At 70.7% G+C, this 21,756-nt stretch carries 17 protein-coding genes; 10 read left to right on the forward strand and 7 right to left on the reverse strand.

Annotation, left to right across the window (positions count from 1 at the left end):
• Positions 1-6 precede the first annotated feature (6 nt).
• The gene (locus tag AC5YDA_RS08845) at positions 7-2,577 is read left to right on the forward strand and encodes a PEP/pyruvate-binding domain-containing protein (RefSeq protein WP_496189028.1); all 2,571 of its coding nucleotides are present in this window, start codon (positions 7-9) and stop codon (positions 2,575-2,577) included.
• On the opposite strand, the gene AC5YDA_RS08850 is transcribed toward AC5YDA_RS08845, so the two are convergent.
• Positions 2,574-3,758 (reverse strand): MFS transporter, encoded by a 1,185-nt coding sequence (locus AC5YDA_RS08850; protein ID WP_496189029.1) that lies wholly within the window; start codon positions 3,756-3,758, stop codon positions 2,574-2,576. The genes AC5YDA_RS08845 and AC5YDA_RS08850 overlap by 4 nt on opposite strands.
• A 38-nt stretch (positions 3,759-3,796) precedes the next feature.
• Positions 3,797-7,177, reverse strand: coding sequence for a pyruvate carboxylase (locus tag AC5YDA_RS08855; RefSeq protein WP_496189030.1), 3,381 nt, complete (start codon positions 7,175-7,177; stop codon positions 3,797-3,799).
• Between the two features lie 77 nt (positions 7,178-7,254).
• Between AC5YDA_RS08855 and AC5YDA_RS08860 the strand changes: the two genes are divergently transcribed.
• On the forward strand, positions 7,255-7,836 hold the full coding sequence (locus tag AC5YDA_RS08860) for a hypothetical protein (protein ID WP_496189031.1): 582 nt from the start codon (positions 7,255-7,257) through the stop codon (positions 7,834-7,836).
• A gap of 45 nt (positions 7,837-7,881) precedes the next feature.
• Here AC5YDA_RS08860 and AC5YDA_RS08865 read toward each other — a convergent pair whose 3' ends face one another.
• Positions 7,882-9,084, reverse strand: coding sequence for a TIGR04053 family radical SAM/SPASM domain-containing protein (locus AC5YDA_RS08865; RefSeq protein WP_496189032.1), 1,203 nt, complete (start codon positions 9,082-9,084; stop codon positions 7,882-7,884).
• Positions 9,085-9,226: 142 nt separating this feature from the next.
• Here AC5YDA_RS08865 and AC5YDA_RS08870 point away from each other — a divergent pair, with 142 nt between their 5' ends.
• The 4 genes from AC5YDA_RS08870 to AC5YDA_RS08885 all read left to right on the forward strand — a co-directional run bounded on the left by AC5YDA_RS08870 (position 9,227) and on the right by AC5YDA_RS08885 (position 13,523).
• Positions 9,227-10,045, forward strand: coding sequence for a M15 family metallopeptidase (locus AC5YDA_RS08870; protein WP_496189033.1), 819 nt, complete (start codon positions 9,227-9,229; stop codon positions 10,043-10,045).
• 35 nt (positions 10,046-10,080) lie between these two features.
• Positions 10,081-11,037 carry a TIGR03885 family FMN-dependent LLM class oxidoreductase gene (locus AC5YDA_RS08875; RefSeq protein WP_496189034.1) on the forward strand — a complete coding sequence of 319 codons (957 nt, stop codon included), beginning with the start codon at positions 10,081-10,083 and terminating at the stop codon, positions 11,035-11,037.
• A gap of 31 nt (positions 11,038-11,068) precedes the next feature.
• Positions 11,069-12,724 carry an alpha-amylase family protein gene (locus tag AC5YDA_RS08880; RefSeq protein ID WP_496189035.1) on the forward strand — a complete coding sequence of 552 codons (1,656 nt, stop codon included), beginning with the start codon at positions 11,069-11,071 and terminating at the stop codon, positions 12,722-12,724.
• Positions 12,725-12,794: 70 nt separating this feature from the next.
• Positions 12,795-13,523, forward strand: coding sequence for a dienelactone hydrolase family protein (locus AC5YDA_RS08885; RefSeq protein ID WP_496189036.1), 729 nt, complete (start codon positions 12,795-12,797; stop codon positions 13,521-13,523).
• An 18-nt stretch (positions 13,524-13,541) separates the two neighbouring features.
• Here AC5YDA_RS08885 and AC5YDA_RS08890 read toward each other — a convergent pair whose 3' ends face one another.
• Entirely contained in the window at positions 13,542-14,738 is a 1,197-nt protein-coding gene (locus AC5YDA_RS08890; RefSeq protein ID WP_496189037.1) for an amino acid aminotransferase, read from the reverse strand.
• Positions 14,739-14,768: 30 nt separating this feature from the next.
• Positions 14,769-15,278 carry a GNAT family N-acetyltransferase gene (locus AC5YDA_RS08895; protein WP_496189038.1) on the reverse strand — a complete coding sequence of 170 codons (510 nt, stop codon included), beginning with the start codon at positions 15,276-15,278 and terminating at the stop codon, positions 14,769-14,771.
• A 157-nt stretch (positions 15,279-15,435) separates the two neighbouring features.
• Here AC5YDA_RS08895 and AC5YDA_RS08900 point away from each other — a divergent pair, with 157 nt between their 5' ends.
• The 3 genes from AC5YDA_RS08900 to rocD all read left to right on the forward strand — a co-directional run bounded on the left by AC5YDA_RS08900 (position 15,436) and on the right by rocD (position 18,994).
• On the forward strand, positions 15,436-16,359 hold the full coding sequence (locus AC5YDA_RS08900) for an ABC transporter ATP-binding protein (RefSeq protein WP_496189039.1): 924 nt from the start codon (positions 15,436-15,438) through the stop codon (positions 16,357-16,359).
• Positions 16,356-17,621: an ABC transporter permease gene (locus tag AC5YDA_RS08905; RefSeq protein WP_496189040.1), complete on the forward strand. Its 1,266-nt coding sequence runs from the start codon at positions 16,356-16,358 to the stop codon at positions 17,619-17,621. Before AC5YDA_RS08900 ends, AC5YDA_RS08905 begins: the two co-directional genes overlap by 4 nt.
• Positions 17,622-17,716: 95 nt before the next feature.
• Positions 17,717-18,994 carry an ornithine--oxo-acid transaminase gene (gene rocD, locus AC5YDA_RS08910; protein ID WP_496189041.1) on the forward strand — a complete coding sequence of 426 codons (1,278 nt, stop codon included), beginning with the start codon at positions 17,717-17,719 and terminating at the stop codon, positions 18,992-18,994.
• Between the two features lie 171 nt (positions 18,995-19,165).
• Here the strand turns inward: rocD and AC5YDA_RS08915 are convergent, their stop codons facing one another.
• Positions 19,166-19,711: a YceI family protein gene (locus AC5YDA_RS08915; RefSeq protein ID WP_496189042.1), complete on the reverse strand. Its 546-nt coding sequence runs from the start codon at positions 19,709-19,711 to the stop codon at positions 19,166-19,168.
• 154 nt (positions 19,712-19,865) lie between these two features.
• Between AC5YDA_RS08915 and AC5YDA_RS08920 the strand changes: the two genes are divergently transcribed.
• Positions 19,866-21,152, forward strand: coding sequence for a citrate synthase (locus AC5YDA_RS08920; RefSeq protein ID WP_496189043.1), 1,287 nt, complete (start codon positions 19,866-19,868; stop codon positions 21,150-21,152).
• 62 nt (positions 21,153-21,214) lie between these two features.
• Here the strand turns inward: AC5YDA_RS08920 and AC5YDA_RS08925 are convergent, their stop codons facing one another.
• Positions 21,215-21,724 (reverse strand): hypothetical protein, encoded by a 510-nt coding sequence (locus AC5YDA_RS08925; protein ID WP_496189044.1) that lies wholly within the window; start codon positions 21,722-21,724, stop codon positions 21,215-21,217.
• Positions 21,725-21,756 lie beyond the last annotated feature (32 nt).

Genomic DNA, 21,756 nt, shown 5'->3' on the forward strand with positions numbered 1-21,756 from the left:
GGCCCGATGACCCGCCGGCCCGACCTCCCCCGCCTGGGCGGCAAGGGCGCCAACCTCGTCCGCCTCCGCGAGGCCGGACTGCCCGTGCCACCGTTCGTCGTCCTCGAGACGGACGAGTACGAGGTGTTCGTCTTCGAGCACGGGCTGGCTCCCACCATCACCGCGGCGCTGCACGAGCCCGCGGCCGTGGCGTCCGACGCGATCCGGGCGGCCTTCGCGGCAGCGAGGCCTTCGGCCGAGCAGCGCGCCCGGTTGCTCCGGGTGCTGGCCCCGCTCCTGGCCGATGGTGACCTGATCGCCCCCGTGGCCGTCCGCTCGTCCGCGACGGCCGAGGACCTCCCGGGCCACTCCTTCGCCGGCCAGCAGGACACCTTCCTGGGGGTCACCACCCTCGAGGAAGCCCTCACGCGCGTCGTGGAGTGCTGGTCGTCGCTGTGGACGGAGCGCGCCATCACCTACCGCCGGCGCAACGCCCTCGACCACGCGGACGTGGCCATCGCCGTGGTCGTCCAGCAGATGGTGGATGCCGATGCCTCCGGCGTCCTCTTCACCGCCAACCCCTCCACGGGGCGCCGCGACGAGTCCGTCGTGGAAGCCGTGGCCGGCCTGGGCGACGCGCTGGCGTCGGGCCGCGTCACCCCCGTCACGTCCACCGTCGAGACCGCCACCGGGAACCTGCGGTCGCAGACGCTGGCCGGTGGGGCCGCCCCGCTGGCCCCGACACACCTGCAGGCGGTCGTCGCGCTCGGACGCCGCATCGTCGAGTTGTACGGCGAACCCATGGACATCGAGTGGGCGCGGTCCGGCGACTCCATCCACGTCCTGCAGGCCCGGCCCATCACCTCGCTGTACCCGCTTCCGGCGCCCAACCCCGACCGCCATGACGAGCCCGAGGTCTGGTTCAGCCTGGGGGCCTTCCAGGGGATGCTCGAGCCGATGACTCCCCTGGGCCAGGACGCCCTGCGCATGGTCCTGGCGGGCGCACCCCGGCTGGTCGGACGCCGGGTCGACTGGCGCACCAACCGGTTCGTGCAGCCCGCCGGCGAGCGCCTGTGGGTCCGCTTCGACGGGCTGATGCGCACGCGGGCGACCCGCAAGTTCCTCCTGGACTTCCTGCCGATGGTCGAGCCGGGTTCCATCGCGATCCTGACCGACCTGGCCGACGAGCCCGGGCTGCGCCCGACGCGGGTGACCCCCACCCCGCGCATCGCGGCGGGACTGGCCACCCTGGTGCCCCGGGTCGCCCCCCGCGTCCGCGCCGCCCCGACGAACCCTGCCGCTGCGCGGCGGGCCCTGGACCGGGCGGCCGAGCACCTGGTGGAGCAGGTCGAGCGCATGATGACCGCCGCCGCCGGGCGCCCGACGCCGCAGGCCCGGCTGACGGCCCGCGTCCAGGCGCTCGAGGACTATGCGAACCGGGCGTTCCCCGTCCTGCTGCCGGCATTCGCACCGATCATGCTGCCGACCATGCTCGAACTGCGTTCGCTGCGCGAACTGGCCGCCCGCACCGGGCTGCCGGACGCCGACGCCCTGGCCATGGCCGCCCTGCGGGCCCTGCCGGGCAACGTCACCACGGAGATGGACCTCACCCTGGCCGATGTGGCCGCGGAGATCCGGCGCGACGCCACCTCGTGGGGCTGGGTGGCCGAGACCCCGGCGTCCGACCTGGCGCGGCAGTTCCTGACCGGCCGGCTGCCGCGGGTCGCCCAGGCGTCCATCGCCCGGTTCCTCGACGCCTACGGCATGCGCGGCGTGGCCGAGATCGACCTGGGCGCGCTCCGCTGGCGTGACGACCCCACGCCCGTGATGCACACGATCAAGTCCTACCTGTCGCTCCCGGCGAGCGCCTCCCCCCGCGCGCTCCACAAGGAGGGCCAGCACGAGGCGGGTCGCTCGATCCGCCGCCTGATGGACGCCTCGCCCCCCGCGCGGGCGCTGCGCATCAAGCGCTCGGCCCAGGCGATCCGGGGGCTGGCGGGCGGACGTGAGACGCCGAAGTTCACGATGATCCGGTGCTTCGGGATCATCCGCACCGGCCTGGACGCCTCCGCCGCCGAGCTCGTGGAGGCGGGCCGCCTCGGGGCGGTCGCGGACCTGGCGTTCTTGCACGTCGACGAGCTGAACCGCGCCTTCGCCGCCGACTGGCACCAGCTCGTCGCCCAGCGCAGGGCCGTCGCCGCGACCGAGGCGCGCCGCGCCCGCGTGCCCCGGGTGCTCGTCGAGGACGGCCGCGCCTTCCACGAGGGGATCTCCGCGGGGAACTCCGAGCTGGGCGGGATGGGCGTGTCGCCCGGGGTGGCGGAGGGTGCCGTCCGCGTGGTGCTCGACCCGCGCACCACGCAGCTCCACCCCGGCGAGATCCTGGTCTGCCCCGGCACCGACCCCGCCTGGACGCCGCTGTTCCTCGCCGCCGCCGGCCTCATCACCGAGGTGGGCGGGCTGATGACGCACGGGTCGGTCGTGGCCCGCGAGTACGGCCTGCCCGCCGTGGTGGGCGTCCACGACGCGACCACCCGCCTGGCCGACGGCCAGCGCGTCCGGATCGACGGGACGTCGGGAGCGATCGAACTGCTCTAGGGGGACGTGCGCCGCCCGGACCGGAGGGCACGCACGTCCGCCCGCGTCACGCGCGCCAGGATCCCGGCGAGCGCGGCGGCGACTCCGAGCACGGACGGCGCGACGAGCGCTGCGGACGCCCCCAGGGAGTCGATCAGCCAGCCGGCCGCCGACGCGCCGCCACCGACGCCCACCATCGAGGCGGTCGACAGGAGGGTGAGCACGAGGGTGTTGCCCGCCTCGGCGAGCCGCTCGGTGCCGGTGGACGCCGCGATCAACAGCGGGGCGACGCACAGACCGATGCCGAAGCAGGCCAGGGCCAGGGCCCACGGACGGTCGGTCAGGGCCAGGCCGGCGGCCAGCACGGCCAGGACCAGACCGGACCCGACGACCCGGACGGGCAGGGACCAGCGGCGCAGCAGGCGGTGGGCGAACGCACCGGACAGGGCGCTCCCCACGCCCATGGCGCCGTAGACGACGCCGGTCCAGACCTCGTCGGGGGTGCCCTGGAGGAGGGCGGCCAGGCCGGTCTGGGTGGTGCCGAACACGGCGCCGACCACGAAGGACACCGCCAGCCAGGCGGCGATCCGGCCCGGGACGCGGCCGTGGGGCCGGCCGCCCGCCGTGGTCCGGGCCGCGGGCAGCTGGAACGCGAACGCAGTCTGCGCGACGACGAGCAGCACCCACGCGACGCCGAGGGCGAACACCGGCGACAGCGACGCGGCCAGGGTCGCGCCCAGGATGGGGCCCGCGACGAAGGAGACCTCGTCGGCGACCGTCTCGTAGCTCATGGCGACCTCGACCTGGTGGAACCCCTGGGGCTCCTCGTCGAGGGCGGCCGACCAGCCGGCGCGCGCCATCGCCCCGACCTGGCCGTTGCAGGCGCCGACCACGGCGGAGACGAGGACCTGCACGGCCAGCGGTGCCGGCACGAAGGCCAGCGCGGCCAGCGCGGCGATCGACACGGCGGCCGCCGCGGTCAGCGCGAGCAGGGCGCGTCGGCGTCCGAACCGATCGGCGAGCAGCCCCACGATCGGGGCGCCCGAGGCGCCGCCGAGGCTGTACGCGGCCATCAGCAGCCCGGCCAGCGCGAACGAGCCGGTCAACGCCCGGCCGAACAGCACCATCGTGAGGGGGAGCATCGCGTACGGGAGGCGGGCGACGAAGGCGCTGGCGATCCAGCTCGGGCCGGCGCGACGCACCAGCGTCGCGTAGGCGCTCTCAGGCGTGCCTCGCCGCCTCAGGGCGCCACCACCAGCAAGAGGTCTCCGCCCTCCACCGCCTGGGAGTGCTGCAACGCCACCCGCTGGACGACGCCGGCGACCGGGGTCGTGATGGACGCCTCCATCTTCATGGCCTCGATGGTCGCGACCTGGTCGCCCGCCGCCACCTGGTCCCCCACCGCGACGGTCAGGGTCACCACGCCCGAGAACGGGGCCGGCACCTGGCCGGGCTCCGCCGGGTTGGCCCGCTCGGCCGCCACGACGGACGACGTCACCGAGGCGTCACGCACCAGCACCTGCCGCACCTGGCCGTTCACCGTCGCCAGCACCGGACGCAGGCCCCGCTCGTCGGCCTCCCCGATCGCCTGCAGGCTCATCAGGAGTGTCTTGCCGCGCTCGATGGGCACCTCGTGCTCGATGCCGGGCTCCAGGCCGTGGAGGAACTGCCGTGTGGTCAGCACCGACAGGTCGGAGTAGGTCTCGGTGGCCTCCTCGTAGTCCTTCGTCGGTCCGGGGAACAGCAGGCGGTTCAGCGTCCGCCGCGGGTCGGACGCCAGCGCCGCGGCGTCCGCGGCGGCCAACTCGGTCTCGACGGGCCTGGTCCGGCGTCCGGCCAACGCCTTCGTCCGGAACGGCTCGGGCCACCCTCCGGGCGGCCGGCCGAGGTCGCCGTTCAGGAAGCCCACCACGGAGTCCGGGATGTCGTGGCGCTGCGGGTCGTCGGCGAACGCCGCCGGGTCGATGCCCTGGCCGACCAGCGCGAGCGCCAGGTCGCCCACGACCTTCGACGAGGGCGTCACCTTCACGATGTTGCCGAGCATGGCGTTGGCGGCCGCGTACATGTCCTCGATCGCCTCGAACCGGTCACCCAGGCCCAATGCGATCGCCTGTTGGCGCAGGTTCGACAGCTGGCCGCCCGGGATCTCGTGGTGGTACACCCGCCCCGTCGGGCCGGGCAGGCCCGACTCGAACTCGCCGTAGAGCACGCGCACCGCCTCGAAGTACGGTTCGAGGTCGGACGCCGCCTGGAGGCTCAGGCCGGTGGCGCGCTCGGTGTCGTCCGTCGCCGCGATGAGCGCCGACATCGACACCTGTGAGGTCGTCCCGGCCCACGCGGCGTTGGCGACGTCCACGGCGTCCACGCCCGCACCGATCGCGGCGAGCAGCGTGCCCAGTTGACCGCCCGCGGTGTCGTGGGTGTGCAGGTGGACGGGCAGGTCGAAGTTCTGGCGCAACGCACTGACCAGCCTGGACGCCGCGGGCGCGCGCAGGAGGCCCGCCATGTCCTTCACCGCCAGGATGTGGGCCCCCGCCTCGACGAGTTGCTCGGCCAGGCGCAGGTAGTAGTCCAGTGTGTAGAGCCGCTCGCCGGGCGAGGTCATGTTGCCCGTGTAGCAGAGGGCGGCCTCCGCGACGGCGTGGTCGGTCTCGAGCACGGCCTCGATGGCCGGGCGGATCTGCTCGACGTTGTTGAGCGCGTCGAAGATCCGGAAGATGTCGACGCCGGTGCGCGCGGCCTCGGCCACGAACGCGTTCGTGACGGCCAGCGGGTACGGCGTGTAACCGACGGTGTTGCGCCCCCGCAGCAGCATCTGGAGCGGCAGGTTGGGCATCAGCTCGTGCAGGAGGGCGAGCCTCTCCCACGGGTCCTCCTTGAGGAACCGCAGGGCGACGTCGTAGGTGGCCCCGCCCCAGGCCTCGACCGAGAACAGCTGCGGCAGGGTCCTGGCGATGGTGGGCGCGACGTTGGCGAGGTCGCGCGTCCTGACACGCGTCGCGAGCAGGGACTGGTGGGCGTCCCGGAAGGTCGTGTCGGTCACCGCCACGGCCTCCTGGGCGCGCAGTGCCCGGGCGAACCCGGCCGGGCCCACGTCGAGCAGGCGTTGGCGCGAGCCGGCGGGCGGCGGGGCTGCGAGGTCGACCTTCGGCAGCTTGGTGCGGGCGACGACCGGGGTCCGGGGGTCGCCGTGGGGCTTGTTGATCGTCCGTTCGGCCAGGAACTGCAGGAGCTTGGTGGCGCGGTCGGCGGACTCGTGCGGGCGCAGCAGTTCGGGGCGCTCGTCGATGAAGGACGTGGTGGCCCGCCCGGCCAGGAAGTCGGGGTCGGCCAGCACACCGCGCAGGAAACCGATGTTCGTGCTGACGCCCCGGATGCGGAACTCCGCCAGCGCCCGCTGCGCCCGCCGGACCGCGGTGGGGAAGTCGCGGCCGCGGCAGGTGAGCTTCACCATCATCGAGTCGAAGTGCGCCCCGATCTCGGCGCCGGCGAACACCGTTCCGCCGTCGAGGCGGATGCCCGAGCCGCCCGGCGTCCGGTACACACTCAGGCGGCCGGTGTCGGGGCGGAACCCGTTGGCCGGGTCCTCGGTGGTGACGCGGCACTGCAGTGCGGCGCCGCGGACGTGGATGAGGTCCTGGGCCAGCCCGAGGTCGGCGAGGGTCTCCCCCGCCGCGATGCGCATCTGCGACGAGACCAGGTCGACGTCGGTGACCTCCTCGGTGACCGTGTGCTCGACCTGGATGCGCGGGTTCATCTCGATGAAGACGTAGCGACCGTCCGGGCCCAGCAGGAACTCGACCGTCCCGGCGTTCACGTACCCGATGTGGCGCGCGAAGCGCACGGCGTCCGCGCACATCTGGTCACGGAGTGCCGGGGGGAGGTTGGGTGCCGGGGCCAGCTCGACGACCTTCTGGTGGCGGCGCTGCACCGAGCAGTCGCGCTCGTAGAGGTGGATGACCTCACCCGTGGCGTCAGCCAGCACCTGCACCTCGATGTGCCGCGGCTGGTCGACGGCCTCCTCCAGGTAGACGCGGGCGTCACCGAACGCGGCGTCCGCCTCGCGCATCGCCTCCTCCAGCGCGGACGGCAGGCGAGCCGGATCGTCGACGCGCCTCATGCCGCGGCCACCGCCCCCCGCGACGGCCTTCACGAACACCGGGTAGCCGATCTCCTCGGCGGCGGCCACCAGGGTGGGCACGTCGTCCGACGGTTCGGCCCCCTGCAGCACCGGCAGTCCGGCCTCCTGCGCGGCCGCGATCGCCGTGGCCTTGTTGCCCGTCAGGTCGAGCACCTCGGCGGACGGGCCGATGAACGTGATGCCCTCCTCGCGACAGCGACGGGCCAGGCCGGCGTTCTCGCTGAGGAAGCCGTAGCCGGGGTAGATCGCGTCGGCCTGGGCCTCCTTCGCGGCCGCGATGATGCCCTCGACGTCCAGGTAGGCGCGCACGGGGTGACCGCGTTCGCCGATCTCATAACTCTCGTCCGCCTTCAGGCGGTACTCGGCCAGCCGATCCTCGTACGGGAAGACGGCGACGGTCTTGATGCCCAACTCGGTGGCGGCGCGGAAGGCGCGCACGGCGATCTCACCACGGTTGGCGACCAGGATCTTGGCGAACATGGGGTCAATCTAATGACGCGCGGCAACCCCTGCCAGAAGCCACTGTCCGCGCCTGGACAGCGGTAGGCTCCCACGCCATGGAGGCGCACAGCTACATCGAGAACATCGCCAATCGCACGACCATGCGGGGCGTGATCTCGACGATGACCCGGCTACTGCTCGTGGTCGTCGTGATCGGCGCCATCGCCATCCTCGTCCTGACCAACTTCCACCCCGTGGCGCTGATCGTGGGGGCCGTCCTGTTCGTTCTGTCGGTCGTGCTGGTACGCGATGTCGTCATCGTCGGCAGGCAACTCCGTGCGGAGCCGCTCGACCTCGCCTTCGAGCCCGCGCCGAACCGCGGGCTCGTCACGCCGGGCACGGTGTTCGGACTCGCCGGCGGCCTCACCCTGTTCGGCGTCGTGATGGGCGTGGTGATGTGGATCGGCTCGGGGAACAGCAGCTTCATCGGCCCCATCGCGCTCGTCGCGGTGGGCGTGGCGCTGGCGATCATGGGCATTCCCACCCTCGGCGTCCAGGACCGCAAGTGGACGGTGCTGGCGGACGCGCTGCGCGACCATCCCGAGCTGATCCCCTTCCTGCAGGACGCCCGGGCGCGATTCCCCCAGTCGGCTCCGTTCCCGTTCTCGGCGCCGACCGACCAGGTCACGATCCCCTGAGCGGTGGGCCACCCGGGCGGTGACCCGGCCCGACCGCGACGGCTCTCAGCGGGCGCGCAACTGCGGCGGCTCGTGGGCGCAGAACGGCTCTTCGGCGAGGTGGTCGCCGGTCATGGCGTAGGCCCGGGCCCTGCTCCCGCCGCAGGCGTCCCGGTAGCCGCACAGGCCGCACTTGCCCTTCAGCAGGGTGCGATCGCGAAGCTCCTTGAACACCGGCGCGTTGCGGTAGATCTCGATGATGTCGTCGTCGCGGATGTTCCCGGCCTTGATCGGCAGGAAGCCGGAGGGCATGACGTCACCGGTGTGGCTGATGAACACGAAGCCGTCACCGTCGTTGACGTTGCGCGCGCGACCGATGCCGTCGCTCTGGGAGTAGTGCATGCCGCGGGTCATCACCTCGTGGACGTCCTCGTCCGCCCCCGCGCGCACCTCGGCGCGCTTGCGCTGCATGACGACGCGTGAGTACTGCGGGGCGGCCGTGGCCTTGATGTCGAACGGCGCGGTCTTGCTCAGGTCGTAGAGCTGGTGGAAGACCTGCTCGAACTCCTCCGCGGACGCCACGTCGTCGGCCTTCGCGCGACCCATCGGGACGAGGAAGAAGACCTCCCAGAACACGACGCCGAGCGTCGTCATGAGTTCGGTCATGGCATCCATGTCGTCGATGTTGGCCTTGCGGATGACGGTGTTGACCTGCGTCGACAGCCCGACGTCCTGGGCGTCCTTCAGGATGCGGAGGCCGTGGTCGAACGAGCCCCTGACACGGCGGAACTCGTCGTGGATGTCCGCGTTGGAACCGTCCAGGGAGATGGCCAGGCGGGTCAGACCGACGTCCTTGAGCTCCTGCAACAGCTCCTTGGTCGCCAGCGAGGTCGTGGCGGGCGTGATGCCCATGCGCAGGCCGAGGTCGGCGCCGTACCCGACGAGCTCGACGATGTCGGGCCGCTTGAAACAGTCACCACCGGAGAAGACGAACACGATCGGGCCGAACTCGCGGAGGCGGCGCATCATCGCCTTCGCCTCCTCGGTGGTCAGCTCGCCGGCATTGCGCAGCGGCTGAGCCATGGCCCGGCAGTGCTGGCAGGCCAGGTCACAGGCCTGGGTGGTCTCCCAGATCGCGATGAACGGTGCGGAGTCGAAGTCGAGGTTCCGGCGCGACGGGGCGCTGTGCGGGTGCCCGCCGGGGTGGCCCCCCGGATGACCGGGGCGGGGCGGGGAGTTGCGGGTGGGCTGCGCTGCCGTCTGGGTCATGGGGTCAGGGTACTACGACACGGCGTAGGACATCATGTGGGCATGCGGCCCGCCCGCGGCCCCTGCCAGCCGGGGTGTCGGCCGCGGTGGGTTGGGTCGTGCTCGGTTGGTTCCGCTGAGGGACCCGCCCTACGCTGGCGGCGTGTCTCGCCTGATCCCCGGACTGGTGGGCCTCGTGGTGGCCGCCGTGGTGGTCACGGGCTGCACAGCCCCCCGGAACACCGCTCCGGCGCCGTCGGCCGCCTCCCCCTCCCCCGTTCACACCGTCGCCCAGCCCCCCGGTCGCGGCGCCGCGGAGGCGCGTCCCCCCGTCACGCCCCCTCCGACTCCCACCGACACGGCCACCACCCCTGGGCCCCGGCCGGGGCCGACCGTCGCCCCCACCGACTCACCCAAGGCAGGCAGGGCGACCGGCCCGATCACGGACACTCCCTTCGAGGTGAAGGGCATCCCTGTGGTGAGCAAGGACCATCGCCTGTCGGCGTCGTACGTGCCGCCCTGGGCCGGGCAGCCGCACGGCCTGCACCCGGACGTGACCGCCTCCTTCCAGCGGCTCCGGGCCGCCGCAAGGGCGGACAACCTGACGCTCACGATCCGGTCCGGTTACCGCGGCCACGCCACGCAGAAGGACAGTTTCAACAGGGCCCTGACGCAGTACCCCGAGAAGACGGCCCGGCTCTACTTCGCCGAGGCCGGGGCGTCCGAGCACCAGACCGGTCTGGCGCTCGACGTCTGGGACGGCCTCAACCGCGGCGCCGCCTTCGCCCGGACCGAGCACGCGACGTGGCTCGCCGCCAACGCCCACACGTACGGCTTCATCATCCGCTACCCGCAGGGCAAGACCCACATCACCGGCTACGCGTGGGAGTCGTGGCACCTGCGCTGGGTCGGCACCGAGGTCTCATCCCGGTTCGGCCCCCACTCGAGCCTCACACTCGAGGAGTATCTGGGCATCGGCTGACCGGTGCCCGTGGGGACGGTGCCTAAGGTGGGGGCATGACGAGGATCGGATTCCACGCCAACCACGAACAGATCTCTCCCCGACAACTGCTCAGCGACGTGCAGCACGCCGAGCACGTCGGCTTCCAGATGGCCATGTGCTCCGACCATCTCCACCCCTGGTCCGAGCGGCAGGGCCACTCCGGCTACACATGGAGTTGGTTGGGCGCGGCGTTGGCGACCACGAAGCTCTCCTTCGGCTGCGTCTCCGCGCCGGGGCAGCGCTACCACCCGGCCGTCATGGCCCAGAAGATCGGGACGCTGGCGTCCATGTTCCCCGGCCGGTTCTGGACGGCGCTCGCCAGCGGCGAGGCCGTCAACGAGGTCGTGACGGGAGAGCCCTGGCCCCGCAAGGAGGTCCGGGTCGCCCGCCTGGAGGAGTCCGTCGACATCATCCGCCGCCTGCTCGCCGGCGAGGAGGTCACGCGGACCGGCCTCGTCGACGTCCAGCACGCCCGGGTGTGGGACCGCCCCGATGACGTGCCCCCGCTGATCGGCCCCGCCATCTCGCCGGAGTCGGCCGCGCGCGTCGCCGGCTGGGCGGACGGCCTCATCACCGTCAACCAGAGCCACGACAAGCTCCGTGAGGTGCTCGACCGGTACGGGGAGGCGGGTGGCCGCGGCCCGCGCGTCCTGCAACTGCACCTGTCGTGGGCGCCCACCGAAACCGAGGCCGAGGCCATCGCCTGGGACCAGTGGCGCTCCAATGTGTTCAGCGCGACGGTCCTGGGCGAGGTGACCCATGTGTCGACCTTCGACGACCTCTCCCAGCACGCCTCCCGCGAGGCGGTCGCGGGTGCGGTCCGGATCGCGTCCGACCTGGGCCGGCACGCCGAGTGGATCCACGAGTACGCCGAACTCGGCTTCGACGACATCTACCTGCACTTCGTCGGCCAGGACCAGCGCCCCTGGCTGGACGCCGCGGGTGAGGACCTGCTGCCGGCCCTGCGCTGACCTCGACCCCACGAGACAAGGAGCACGATCCATGCGCATCACCGACACCAGCGACCTGTGGTGGAAGAGCGCCATCATCTACTGCCTCGACATCGAGACCTACCTGGACACGGACGGGGACGGCTGCGGCGACCTCGCCGGGCTGGCCCAGCGCATCGACTACCTGGCCCAACTCGGCATCAACACGCTGTGGCTCATGCCGCTCTACCCCAGCCCCGACCGCGACGACGGCTACGACGTGATGGACTTCTACGGGATCGACCCCCGTCTGGGCAACCACGGGGAGTTCGTCGAGGTCGTCCGGACGGCCCACGACCGGGGAATCCGCGTGATCGTCGACCTGATCGTCAACCACACCTCGGACCGGCACCCGTGGTTCAGGGAGTCGCGCAAGAGCGTCGACAATCCCTTCCGCGACCACTACGTGTGGCGGGACACCGACCCCGGTGACACCTCGGACGAGGTCGTGTTCCCCGACCAGGAGAAGGGCATCTGGACGAAGGACGACGCGACCGGCGAGTGGTACCTGCACCACTTCTACCGCCACCAGCCCGACCTCAACATGGCCAACCCGAAGGTCATGGACGAGATCCTGCGCGTCGTCGGCTTCTGGCTCGAGCTGGGGGTGGACGGCTTCCGGGTGGACGCCGTCCCGTTCCTGGAGCAGAACAAGCAGGAGACCGGCACCAGGACCATGGCGGTCGACCCCCACGACGTCATGAAGCGCATCCGCGGGTTCCTGAGCCGGCGCAAGGGCGACGCGATGATGCTCGGCGAGGTCAACGTCCCGCACGCGGACCAGAAGAAGTTCTTCGGCGGGGATGCGGCCGACGAGTTGCACATGATGTTCGACTTCATCGGGATGCAGGCGACCTACCTCTCGCTGGCCCGGGCGGACGCCCGTCCGTTGGCCAAGGCACTGCTCGCCCGCCCGCAGATCCACCCGACGTGCCAGTGGGCCACCTTCCTGCGCAACCACGACGAGCTCACCCTCGACAAGCTCTCCGAGTCCGAGCGGCAGGAGGTCTTCGACGCCTTCGGACCCGAGAAGGAGATGCAGGTCTTCGACCGCGGCCTCAAGCGGCGGCTCCCCCCGATGCTCGGCGGTGACCCACGCCGGATCCGGATGGCGTACAGCCTCCTCTTCTCCTTGCCCGGGACGCCCACGCTCTACTACGGCGAGGAGATCGGCATGGGCGAGGACCTCCGCGCCGACGGCCGCATGGCGGTCCGGACCCCCATGCAATGGGAACGCGGCCGCAATGGCGGTTTCTCGGACGCGGAGCCGCGCAGGCTGATCCAACGGGTCACGCCGGACGGCTACGGCCCGGAGCACGTCAACGTCGCGGCGCAGCAGCACGACCCCGACTCGCTGTGGTCCTTCATCCGCTCGCTGATCGGCGTCCGGCGGCAGCGGCCCGAGTTCGGCTGGGGCGCGTTCGAGGTGCTCGAGCAGCCGGAGAGGCAGGTCTTCGCGCACCGGATCGGCCTGGACGACTCCTTCGTCGTCGCCGCGCACAACCTGGGTGCCGACCCGGTGACCATCACCCTGGCCGACCAGCTGGGCGACGGTGACACCCTCGAGGACCTCCTCGACGGCGCGGCGGTCCTGCCGCACGACGGTTCCCTCGAGGTGGCACTCGAGGGCTACGGCCATCGCTGGTTCCGGGTCAAGGTCGCCGGGTGAGAGCAGCGACGGTCATCCCCCCCCCCCCCCGGCTAGGCTCGACGAAAGCCCCACGGCAAGGAAGGCGACGATGCCCACGATCACCGAGACCACCATTCCCGTGAGACTCCCGGGTCCCGACGGATCCGAGATGCCGATCACCCTCCTGCGGCCCGACTCCGGCCGCGGCGGCGGGATCGTTCTCGTCCAGGAGATCTTCGGCCGCAGTGACTACATGCGATCACGCGCCCGGGACCTCGCCGAGATCGGCTACACCGTCGTCCTGCCCCAGTTGTTCTGGCGGGTGGGTGAGGACGCGATCCCCGAGGACTCCCCCGACGCGCTGCAGGTGGCGATGGAGGTCACGGGGAGGCTCGACTGGGAGGCGGCCGTCTCGGACATCCGGGACGCGGTCCAGTGGCTGCGGGCGGGCGAGGACACCGACGGAGCCGTCGCCCTGGTCGGCTTCTGCCTCGGCGGCGGGCTCGCCTACGCCGCGGCCCAGGAGCCCCCGCGGGAGGCGCGCCCGGACGCCCTGGTCAGCTACTACGGGTCGGCCCTGCCCCAGCTCGTGTCCGGGGCCCGGCCGGGTGTCCCGAGCCTGCACCACTTCGGGGACTCCGACACGTTCATCCCGCAGGATCAGGTCTCCCGCATCCGGGAGGTCGTCGAGTCGGACGGCGCCGAGTTCCACCTGTGGGACGGCGCCGACCATGCGTTCGACAACCCGTCCCCGAGCTTGGGGTTCCACCATTCCCGGGCCTCGCGTGAGGCGTGGGAGGTCACCGTCGACTGGCTGGCCCAGCACCACCCGGTCTAGGACGGACCGCCGGGGACCTCAGCCCTTGAGCACCGCAGCGATCGACTCGCTGACGTGAGCGATGTTGCCCGTGTTCAGGGCCGCCACGCAGATGCGTCCGGTGTCGGTGCCGTAGACGCCGAACTCGTTGCGGAGGCGCACCATCTGGTCCTTGGTCAGGCCCGAGAACGAGAACATGCCCACCTGGTCGGTGATGTAGCTGAAGTCGCCCTCGACACCGGCGTCCTCCAGACCGGCCACGAGCGCGGTGCGCATCGACTTGATGCGGTCGCGCATCTCGCCGAGCTCCTCCACCCACTGGGCGCGCAGGTCGGCGTCCGACAGGACGGTCGCGGCCAGGAGCGCGCCGTGGGTCGGCGGGTTGGAGTAGTTGGTGCGGATCACGATCTTCACCTGGGAGAGGACGCGCTTGGCCTCCTCGGCGTCGGCGCACACGATCGACAGGGCGCCGACGCGCTCGCCGTACAGGGACAGGCTCTTGCTGAACGAGGTCGACACGAAGAAGGAGGGGACGCGCTCGGCGAACTTCCGGACGACGGCGCCGTCCTGTTCGAGCCCTTCGCTGAAGCCCTGGTACGCCATGTCGAGGAACGCGACGAGGTCGCCGGCGAGGACCGTCTCGACGACCTGGTCCCACTGCTCGTCGGTCAGGTCGTAGCCGGTCGGGTTGTGGCAGCAGGCGTGCAGGACGACGATCGTGCCGGGGGCGGCCGCCTTCAGGTCGGCGATCATGCCGTCGAAGTCCACGCCCTTGGCAGCGGCGTCGTAGTAGGTGTACTTGTCGACGGTGAACCCGGCGCGGGTGAACAGCGCCTGGTGGTTCTCCCAGCTGGGGTTGGAGATGAGCACCGTGGCGTCCGGGGACAGCTGGTGCAGGAAGTCGGCACCGATCTTCAGCGCGCCGGTACCCCCCAGGGCCTGCACCGTGACGACGCGGTCCTGAACGGCGGAGCCCTCACCGAAGACCAGGTCCTTGACGTCGGCGTCATAGGTGGCCAGGCCGTCGATGGGCAGGTACCCCTTGGCGGCGGCCTTCTCGGCGAGCTTCTTCTCGGCGGCCTCGATGCAACGCAGCAGCGGGAGCTTGCCGGTCTCGTCCTGGTAGACGCCCACACCGAGGTTGACCTTCTTCGGGTTGGTGTCGGCCTTGAACTGCTCGGTCAGGCCGAGGATGGCATCGGGAGCTGCCTGCTGGACATCGGAGAACAAGGACATGGGGTCCACCTTTCGTGCGCGGGAGCCAGCCTAGTGCGCGGGTGCCTCCGCGACACCGGTCGTCCGCAATGGCAGGGCGGCCATCGCGGCCAGCGCGTCGCCGTGGGTCCGGTACACGGTCCACTCGTCCATGGCGACCGCACCCATCGCCCGGTAGAAGTCGGTGGCCGGGGTGTTCCAGTCGAGCACCCACCACTGGAACCGCGTGTAGCCGCGCTCGACGCACCGCCGTGCGAGCGTGATGAGCAGGTCGCGGCCGAGCCCCGAACCCCGGAACGCCGGATCGACGTAGAGGTCCTCCAGGTAGATGCCGTGGCGTCCGTCCCACGTGGAGTAGTTCAGGAACCAGATCGCCATCCCGACGACGCGGCCCTCCACCTCGGCGACGTCCGCGAACAGCGCCGGCGCCTCACCGAACAGCGCTTCCTCGAGGTCGGACGCCGTGGCCCGCACGGCGTCCGGCTCGCGTTCGTAGACCGCCAGGTCCACGATGAACTGGTGGATCGCCGCGACGTCGCGTCGCTCGGCAGGCCGGATCATGCGAGCTGCCCCTCGGAGCCGGTGTCGCCCACCAGGGGGTCACGGATGAGCTCTGCCATGCCACCCAAACTAGCCGGACACCCCCGTCGACCGAAGGAGCCGCGCTCCGACCGAAGTCGGACGCCATTTCCTTCCGGCGCGTGGTGGGATGGGCACCGTGGACACCAGCACCCCCGTCATCGAGGTCGACGACTTCAGCATGCGGTTCGGCGACAGAACGGTCGTCGATCGGCTGAGCTTCCACGTCCAGCCCGGCGAGACGTTCGGCCTGTTGGGCGCGAACGGCTCGGGCAAGACCACGACCATCCGGGCGTTGCTCGGCATCCATCCCCCGACGACGGGCCGTCTCCTGGTGCACGGCGCCCCCTTCGACCCGGCCGCCGACTACTCGCTGGGCTACCTCCCTGAGGAGCGCGGCCTCTACCGCAGGGAGAAGGTCCTCGACGTGATGACCCACTTCGGCCGGCTCAAGGGCATGCATCGCGACCGGGCCACCCTGTGGAGCCTCGCCTTCCTCGAGCGCGTGGGGCTGGCGGACAAGGGCAACGCCAGGCTGACGACGCTCTCGGGCGGCGAGCAGCAGAAGGTGCAGCTCGGCGTCACGATCATGGACAACCCCAGCCTCCTGATCCTGGACGAGCCGACGAAGGGCTTCGACCCGGTGAACCGCCGCCTCCTGCTCGACCTGGTCGATGCGCACCGCGCGGCCGGTGCCACCGTCGTCATCATCACCCACCAGATGGACGAGGTGGAGCGGCTCTGCGACCGCGTCCTGCTCCTGAAGGACGGGAAGGCCGAGGCGTACGGCACGGTCGCCGAGGTGCAGGACGCCCACGGGACCGGCATCGTCCGCCTGCACTTCGGCGGCGTCCTGCCCGAGCCGCGGGGTTGGCGTCCGGTGATCGTGGAGCGGAACTACGCCGAGATCGAGCTGTCCCCCGGCACGGACGCCCAAGCCCTGCTCCGGCACCTGGTGGACGCCGGGGTCGAGGTCCGCAGCTTCGACGCGGCACGGACGTCGATGGAGCAGGTCTTCCTGACGATCTACGGCACCTCGACCGGGGAGGGTGCAGCCGCATGAACCTCCACAACGTGGGGACGGTCATCGGCTTCGACGTGCGCCGCACGCTCATGAGGCCGTCCTTCTGGTTGACCTCGCTCTCGGTCCCGGCGCTGGTCCTCGTGATCTTCGCGCTCATGTGGTTCTCGAACAACAGCGCCGCGGCCTCGATGCACGCGCAGTCCCAGCAGCGCACCCCCTTCACCTACACGGACGCCTCGGGAATCGTCGAGGCGGATGTCGCCCGGGAGATGCGCGGGACGTCGACGACGGACGCCGCTGCCGGCGCCGCTGCCGTGCGCGAGGGCCGGTCGCCACTGCACGTGGACATCCCGGTCGATCCCACGACACAGCCGGTGCGCATCGTGGGGCAGGACCTGGGGCTCGTGCAGTCGGGCCAATGGCAGGCGATCGCGCGGGAACTGGTGCAGCGCTCGGCGGCTGAACGGATCGGCGACCCGAGGCTGACCGGCGTCCTGGACGGGGTGCGTGTCACCGCCGAGCTCTGGAAGGACGGCACCCGGGCGCCCGGCATCGCCGCCGCCGTCGCACCGGGACTCTTCCTCCTCCTGCTCTACATGGGCGTGCTGATGCTGGGTCAACAGATGCTCAACATCACCGTGGAGGAGAAGGAGAACCGGGTCACGGAAATGATCCTGACCATGCTGGATCCGCGCGTGTTGATCATCGGCAAGGTGACGGCGGTCCTCTTGGTCGGCATCATCCAGGGCCTCGCCCTGCTGGTGCCGCTCACCGCTCTCGGTCTCCTGTCCCTGGGCCTGCCGTCGGGGATGGCCGCGGGACCCGCCGGAGCCGGGCCGACCCCGGACGAGATGGCGGCCCTGGGGCTCGACGGAGGCGTCGTGCTGGATCCCGTGCGCATCGCGTTGGCAGGGGGCCTGTTCACGGGCGGCTTCCTGGTCTTCACGGGGCTGCTGGTGTCCATCGGCGCCGTCATGCCGACCGCCAAGGACGCAGGCACCGCCTTCGGGACCATCATCCTGGCCATGTTCCTCCCGCTGTACACCGGGGCGATGGTGGTCAACGAGCCGACCGGCGTCCTGTCGGAGTTCCTGACCTGGTTCCCGTTGACGGCTCCTGTCACAGCCCTCCTGCGCAACGCCCTCGGCATCGTGCCCGTCGGGCAGGCGGTCGGGGTCGTGGTCGTGCTCCTGGCGTCCGCCACTGCGCTGCTGTGGCTGGGCGTTCGGCTCTTCCGGCAAGGGTCAATTTCGTACGACAAGCGCCTTTCCATCAGGAAAGCCTTGCGTTCATCTCGTTGATGGCTAAACATTTTTCGCCACGGGGGCACCGACGGCTTGATAGCATCAGGCATCGCCCGGGCCGCCGGCCCGTCTGTTGTGAGAGCTGGGAAACCATGGCCCTGGAACCCCGCAGCGACCGCCAGCGCGCCGCCATCGACGAGGTCGAGACCTACGGTGCGCACAACTACGCGCCGCTGCCGGTCGTGATCGCCGCGGCCGAGGGCGCCCGGGTCACCGACATCGACGGCAACCGGTACATCGACTGCCTGTCGGCCTACTCGGCGGTCAACTTCGGTCACGGACACCCGGCCCTGGTCGCCGCCGCGCAGGAGCAGTTGGCGAAGGTCACCCTCACGTCGCGGGCGTTCTACTCCGAGCCCTTCGGCCCCTTCGTCAAGGCGCTCGCCGACCTGTGCCGCAAGGACATGGTCCTGCCCATGAACTCCGGCGCGGAGGCGGTCGAGACCGCCATCAAGTCGGCTCGCAAGTGGGGCTACGAGAGCAAGGGCGTCCCGGAGGGCGAGGCGACGATCATCGTCATGGAGGGCAACTTCCACGGCCGGACGACCACCATCATCTCGTTCAGCAACGACGAGGAGGCCCGCCGCTCCTACTCCCCGTACACGCCCGGCTTCGTGCACGTCCCGTTCGGGGACGCCGCGGCCATCGAGGACGCCATCGACGACAGCACGGTCGCCGTGCTCCTGGAGCCGATCCAGGGCGAGGCCGGCGTGATCGTCCCACCGCTGGGGTTCCTGACCCGGGTGCGCGAGATCACGGCGCGGCGGGGCGTCCTGATGATCGCCGACGAGATCCAGGCCGGTCTGGGCCGCTCGGGCGCCACCTTCGCCTGCGACCGCGAGGGCGTCGTGCCCGACATGTACGTGCTCGGCAAGGCCCTCGGCGGAGGGATCATGCCGCTCTCGGCCGTGGTGGCCGACCGCGACATCCTCGGGCTGTACCAGCCGGGCCAGCACGGCTCCACGTTCGGCGGCAACCCGCTCGCCTGCGCCATCGGGTCGGCCGTGATCGACCTGCTGCGGACGGGTGAGATGCAGGCCCGCTCACGCATCCTCGGGGAGCGCTTCGCCGCGGGCCTGCAGCCACTGCTCGACAGGGGCTGGGCCACCGAGATCCGCCAGGCCGGGCTGTGGCTGGGCGTGGACGTCAACCCCGACCTCGGAACCGCCAAGGACATCTGCTACCGCCTGATGGTCAAGGAGGTCCTGGCCAAGGACACCCACGGCCACACCATCCGGTTCGCTCCCCCGCTGGTGATCAGCGAGAGCGACCTGGACGCCGTGGTCGAGCACACGCTGGCCGCGTTCGCGGACGCCGCGGGCCACGTCGGCGACGTCCATGCAGACGTGGCTGCGGAGATCGACGCCTGACGATGCGTGCGAGCACCCGAATGACAAGGCTGTAGTTTTCCCCACCTGGGGACAACCCTGGGGACAACGTGGGAATGCACGCGGGCCCCGTCCACGAAGGACGGGGCCCGCGGCGTCCGATCCAACAGCACCCACCCCCAGGGCGTCAGACCGGAAACTTGAGGAGCAGGATCAGGCCTGCTTGATGGCCGAAACCTCGAACTCGAGGACGACCTTGTCGGCGACGAGGAAGCCGCCGGTCTCGAGCGCGGCGTTCCAGGTCAGGCCGAAGTCGGCGCGGGAGATGGCGGTCTGGCCCTCGAAGCCGATGCGCTGGTTGCCGAAGGGATCGGTGGCAGCGCCCTGGAACTCGAAGGGGATGGTGATGGTCTTGGTGGTGCCGCGGATCGTCAGGTCGCCGGTCACGTCGACCGTGTCGCCCTTGATGACGAAGTCGGTGCCACGGAAGGTGAGCTCCGGGTAGGTCTCGACATCCAGGAAGTCACCGGAGCGCACGTGCGCGTCACGGTCCGCGTTGCGGGTGTTGATGGAGGCGGCCTTGATGTCGACGTTCAGGGTCGAGGCGGACGGGTTGGCGCCGTCGATCGTGGCGGTGCCGGTGTACTCGTCGAAGGAGCCACGGACCTTGGTGACCATCGCGTGGCGGGTCACGAAGCCGATGGTGCTGTGCGAAGGATCGAGGACGTAGGTCCCCTGGAGCTCGGTGAGCTGCGACATGTGTGTTGTCCTCTCGTGGGTTGCTTGCAGGAACAACGGTACCGGAACTTGCTTGAAGTGTCAACTACTTTCCGGTGGGGCCGTTTTGGCTCCTCGTGAATCCGTGCCTGTAGGGTGACGACCGAGCTACGACAACGCCTCAAGGAGGAGTTCAATGACGACCCCTGCCAGCCTTACCCACGGCGACAACACACTGGAACTTCCGTTCGTCCAGGCCACCCAAGGCAACAACGGTTACGACATCAGCAAGCTGATGGCCCAGACCGGGGACACGACGTTCGACATCGGGTTCGCGAACACCGCTGTCTGCAGGTCAGCCATCACCTACATCGACGGCGACGCGGGTGTCCTGCAGTACCGCGGCTACCCGATCGAGCAGCTGGCCGAGAAGTCCACCTTCCTCGAGACCTCCTACCTCGTGCTCTACGGCGAGCTCCCGACCAAGGAGCAGCTGGCCGAGTTCACCGAGAAGGTCACGAACCACATGGTGATCGACGAGCGCATCCGCGAGATGTTCCGCATCTTCCCGCGCAAGTCCCACCCGATGCCCGTGCTGTCCGCCGGCATCACGGCCCTGGGTCTCTTCTCCACCGACACCATCGGCTTCGACGACGAGCGCATCGACGCGGCGACCCACCGCCTCCTGGCCAAGGTGCCCACGATCGCGGCGTACTCCTACAAGAACTCGATCGGCTCGCCGACCCTGTTCCCGGACTACTCGCTCTCCTACGTCGAGAACTTCCTCCGGATGTCCTTCGGCACGGTCACCCACCCGTACGAGCTGGACGACGAGATCGTCAAGGCCATGGAGGTCCTGCTGATCCTCCACGCCGACCACGAGCAGAACTGCTCCACGTCGACCGTCCGCCTCGTCGGCTCGGCCCAGACGAACATCTACCAGTCGGTCTCCTCCGGCGTGAACGCCCTCTACGGCCCGCTCCACGGTGGTGCCAACCAGGCCGTCCTCGAGATGCTCGACGACATCGCCGCCCGTGGCATCTCCGTCAAGGACTACGTCAACAAGGTCAAGGACAAGTCCTCCAACGAGCGCCTCATGGGCTTCGGCCACCGCGTGTACAAGAACTACGACCCGCGCGCCGCCATCATCAAGAAGCATGCCGACGCCATCCTCCGCAACCGCGCGGGCGGCAACGACCGGCTGCTCGACATCGCCCTGGAGCTCGAGGAGGCGGCGCTCAGCGATCCGTACTTCGTCGAGCGCAAGCTCTACCCGAACGTGGACTTCTACACGGGCCTCATCTACCGCGCGATGGGCTTCCCGACCGACATGTTCACCGTCCTGTTCGCCATCGGCCGCCTCCCGGGCTGGATCGCCCAGTGGCGCGAGATGATCAAGGACCCGAGCAGCAAGATCGGGCGTCCGCGCCAGATCTACATCGGTGCCACCGAGCGCGACTACGTCCCGATGGACGAGCGCTGACATCAGGTCCACCGAAGGGGGTCGATCCGCGAGGATCGGCCCCCTTCGTACGTCACCGCCCGTCAGCGTCGGGACGTTCCCGTCCGGTTCGCCGCCGCGGGACGAGCGGGACGGACCAGCCGGCTCACGGCGTCCGCGAGACCACGGGCGGCGTCCGGGATCCGCAGCGTCCGGCGCAGGTCGAGCCGCCACTGGACGCCCGCGACGGACTCCACGAAGCCAAGGCTCTCCAGCCAGGTCGAGGGCAGGTGCCGGCAGTCGCCGGCCCGGTGGGTGCCACTCGCCACGATGCAACGGACGCGTGGGGGGGCTGTGGCAGCCAGGCGCTGGACCAACTGGGTGCCGATGAGCTCGCCGAGATCCTCCCGCCGCACCCACAGTTGCAGCACGACGACGCTGTTGGACGGGTACATGCCTCCCAGTTCGGACGCCGGCGCCGCGGCCAGCACCCCCACCACCTCTCCGTCGCGGACGGCCTTGAGGCCGTGGGTCGCGCCCCGCGGCGTCCGCCCGCACCAGGGGCACGCCAACGCGCGCAGGTCATGGCTGTCGAGCGCCACCAGTGACCGCATCGCCGCCTCCTTTGGGACCCGCGCCCGACCGG

The sequence above is a fragment of the Propioniciclava sp. LT294 genome (assembly GCF_059516005.1).

Bases quoted from the DNA above. Each gene is read 5' to 3' on its own strand.
- AC5YDA_RS08890 (WP_496189037.1), bottom strand. From the start codon at position 14,738: ATGTCCTTGTTCTCCGATGTCCAGCAGGCAGCTCCCGATGCCATCCTC.
- AC5YDA_RS08895 (WP_496189038.1), bottom strand. From the start codon at position 15,278: ATGATCCGGCCTGCCGAGCGACGCGACGTCGCGGCGATCCACCAGTTC.
- rocD (WP_496189041.1), top strand. From the start codon at position 17,717: ATGGCCCTGGAACCCCGCAGCGACCGCCAGCGCGCCGCCATCGACGAG.
- AC5YDA_RS08920 (WP_496189043.1), top strand. From the start codon at position 19,866: ATGACGACCCCTGCCAGCCTTACCCACGGCGACAACACACTGGAACTT.
- AC5YDA_RS08865 (WP_496189032.1), bottom strand. From the start codon at position 9,084: ATGACCCAGACGGCAGCGCAGCCCACCCGCAACTCCCCGCCCCGCCCC.
- AC5YDA_RS08885 (WP_496189036.1), top strand. From the start codon at position 12,795: ATGCCCACGATCACCGAGACCACCATTCCCGTGAGACTCCCGGGTCCC.
- AC5YDA_RS08860 (WP_496189031.1), top strand. From the start codon at position 7,255: ATGGAGGCGCACAGCTACATCGAGAACATCGCCAATCGCACGACCATG.
- AC5YDA_RS08880 (WP_496189035.1), top strand. From the start codon at position 11,069: ATGCGCATCACCGACACCAGCGACCTGTGGTGGAAGAGCGCCATCATC.
- AC5YDA_RS08875 (WP_496189034.1), top strand. From the start codon at position 10,081: ATGACGAGGATCGGATTCCACGCCAACCACGAACAGATCTCTCCCCGA.
- AC5YDA_RS08855 (WP_496189030.1), bottom strand. From the start codon at position 7,177: ATGTTCGCCAAGATCCTGGTCGCCAACCGTGGTGAGATCGCCGTGCGC.
- AC5YDA_RS08845 (WP_496189028.1), top strand. From the start codon at position 7: ATGACCCGCCGGCCCGACCTCCCCCGCCTGGGCGGCAAGGGCGCCAAC.
- AC5YDA_RS08905 (WP_496189040.1), top strand. From the start codon at position 16,356: ATGAACCTCCACAACGTGGGGACGGTCATCGGCTTCGACGTGCGCCGC.
- AC5YDA_RS08925 (WP_496189044.1), bottom strand. From the start codon at position 21,724: ATGCGGTCACTGGTGGCGCTCGACAGCCATGACCTGCGCGCGTTGGCG.
- AC5YDA_RS08915 (WP_496189042.1), bottom strand. From the start codon at position 19,711: ATGTCGCAGCTCACCGAGCTCCAGGGGACCTACGTCCTCGATCCTTCG.